Source organism: Dietzia sp. E1 (genome assembly GCF_014145015.1).
Classification (GTDB): Bacteria; Actinomycetota; Actinomycetes; order Mycobacteriales; family Mycobacteriaceae; genus Dietzia; species Dietzia cinnamea_A.
The window spans coordinates 1-2,292 of record NZ_JAALDU010000324.1; the positions used below are offsets into that span (position 1 = coordinate 1).

Annotated in this window: 1 protein-coding gene and 1 pseudogene; one reads left to right on the forward strand and one right to left on the reverse strand. The window is 72.8% G+C overall.

Annotation, left to right across the window (positions count from 1 at the left end; translation table 11 throughout):
- Positions 1-1,249, reverse strand: a 1,249-nt coding sequence (locus G6030_RS11040; RefSeq protein ID WP_182643157.1) for a DEAD/DEAH box helicase, incomplete at its 3' end; no start/stop codon positions are given.
- A gap of 244 nt (positions 1,250-1,493) precedes the next feature.
- Here G6030_RS11040 and G6030_RS11045 point away from each other — a divergent pair.
- Positions 1,494-2,292: pseudogene (locus G6030_RS11045) on the forward strand (hypothetical protein); the annotation flags it as partial.

The following is a 2,292-nucleotide window of genomic DNA, read 5'->3' on the forward strand; positions in this document are numbered from 1 at the left end:
TCTCCGGGGCGGCCGGGTCGCGGCGCAGGGACTGACCGCGGACCGACTGACCCTCGACGCCGTCGTCGGACGGCACGTGGGCCGGAGGCTCGGGGGCGTCGGCCAACGCGGCGGCCGCGTCCGCGCCCACGGGCAGGTCGATCTCGCCCGCGGTCACGCCGGCCGCGCGCAGCAGCGAGCGGACCTCACGGACCTGGTCCTGGGTGGCCACGGTGACGACCGTGCCGATGGCGCCGGCGCGGGCGGTGCGGCCCGAGCGGTGGACGTAGGCCTTGTGCTCGGCCGGCGGATCGGCGTGGACGACCAGCCCGACGTCGTCGACGTGGATGCCGCGGGCGGCGATGTCGGTCGCCACGAGCACGGTCGCCTCGCCGGAGGAGAACGCGTCGAGGTTCCGCACGCGGGCGTTCTGCGACAGGTTGCCGTGCAGGTCCACGCTCGCCACGCCGCGGCCGGTGAGCTGCTTGGCCAGACGCTTGGCGCCGTGCTTGGTGCGGGTGAACATGACGGTTCGCGAGGTCGCGCCGGCGAGGTCGGCGAGGGCGCGGACGCGGTCGTCGGCGTCGACGTGGAACACGTGGTGTGCGGTCGGGCCGGGCGTGGCCGAGCCGTCGTCCACCGAGTGGTCCACCGGGTCGGTGAGGAACCTGGTCACCAGCTTCTGCACGCCCGAGTCGAGGGTCGCGGAGAACAGCAGCCGCTGCGCGTCCGCCGGGGTCGCCGACAGGATGCGGGTGACGCCGGGCAGGAAGCCCAGGTCGGCCATGTGATCGGCTTCGTCGAGGACGCTGATCTCGATGCCGTCCAGGCGGCAGTGCTTCTGGCCCATGAGGTCCTCGAGGCGGCCGGGGCAGGCCACGACGATGTCGACGCCGCGGTTCAGCGCGTCCACCTGGCGGCCCTGGGACACGCCGCCGAAAATCACGGTGGTCTTCATGCCGAGGGCGTTGGCGAGCGGCGCGAGGGTCTCGTCGATCTGGCGGGCCAGCTCGCGGGTCGGGGCGAGGATCAGGCCGCGCGGCGCGTTGCGGGTGCGGCGACCGCCGGAGGCGGCCAGACGCGCGACGAGCGGGAGGCAGAACGCGTAGGTCTTGCCGGAGCCGGTGCGGCCGCGGCCGAGCACGTCACGGCCGGACAGGGCGTCGGGCAGCGTCGCCGACTGGATGGGCGTCGGGGTGGTGATGCCCGCGCCGCTCAGGACGTCGAGCAGGGGGGAAGGAACGCCGAGATCGGCGAAAGAACGTGACAAGAGGAAGTGCTCCGAACATAGAGGATGGCGTCTTGCCCGGCGCGCTCACGGAGAATCGCATCGCCACTCAGGCGGTACGTCCGGTGCGCGACCACGGGATGGTCGACAGGCCGCGGCCCGAGGCAAGAGTGGTGCGGGCCGTCCGGAGACCACCCTACGCGCCGACGCCCCACGCGTCCCATTCCCGGCGGCAGGTGTGACGAGGGCATCACGAGTGTCGGTGCGGAGTGGCACCATACAGATCGTGCGATTCGACCTGTCCCTGCTGCGCCGCCCGGAACTCGGCTCGGTGCTGCTCGGACGGGAGCGGGAGTCCGCCCGGATCCGCGCCTGGCGCGTCCGGATCCTGCTGCTCCTGTCGCTGCTGGGCTCCAACCTCGTGGGCGTCGCCGTCGCCGTGACGTTGGTCTTCTTCGTGCTGCCCGGCCCGGCCCTGCTGTCGCGGGAGTTCCTCGTCCCCACCGTGATCGTCGTACCCGTCTACGTGTCGCTGGCGGTCATCACGGGCACGGTGTGGGTGACCCGTGCCGTCTACCGCCGGGTCCGCTGGTTCCTGGAAGGGCACGAACCCACTGATCGGCAGCGCATCCGGACGCTGCGCCTGCCGGGGCGCATCACCCTGATCCAGGCGTTCCTGTGGCTGCTCGGCGCGGCCGTGGTGACCCCCGCGTACGGCGTGGTGGACCCGTCGTCGATCCCGGTGGTGGGGTTCACCATCGTGTTCGCCGGCATGGTCGTGTGCGGTGTCGCGTTCCTGCTGGCCGATTTCGGGCTGCGTCCCGTCGCGGCGGCCGCGCTGTCCACCGGCCGGGCGCCGCGGGCCCGGTTCCTCGGCGCCATGACGCGGCTCCGGGTGGCGTGGGCCCTGGGCAGCGGGGTCCCCGTGACAGGCCTGATCATCGTGGCGATCTACACCCTCGCGGGCCGCGCCCTGTCACTGGAACGCCTCGCCGTCGTCGTCATCGTCCTCGGTGCGACCTCACTGCTGGCCGGGTTCCTCCTCATCTCCCTCGCGACGGCCTCGATGATCGGCCCGCTGCGCA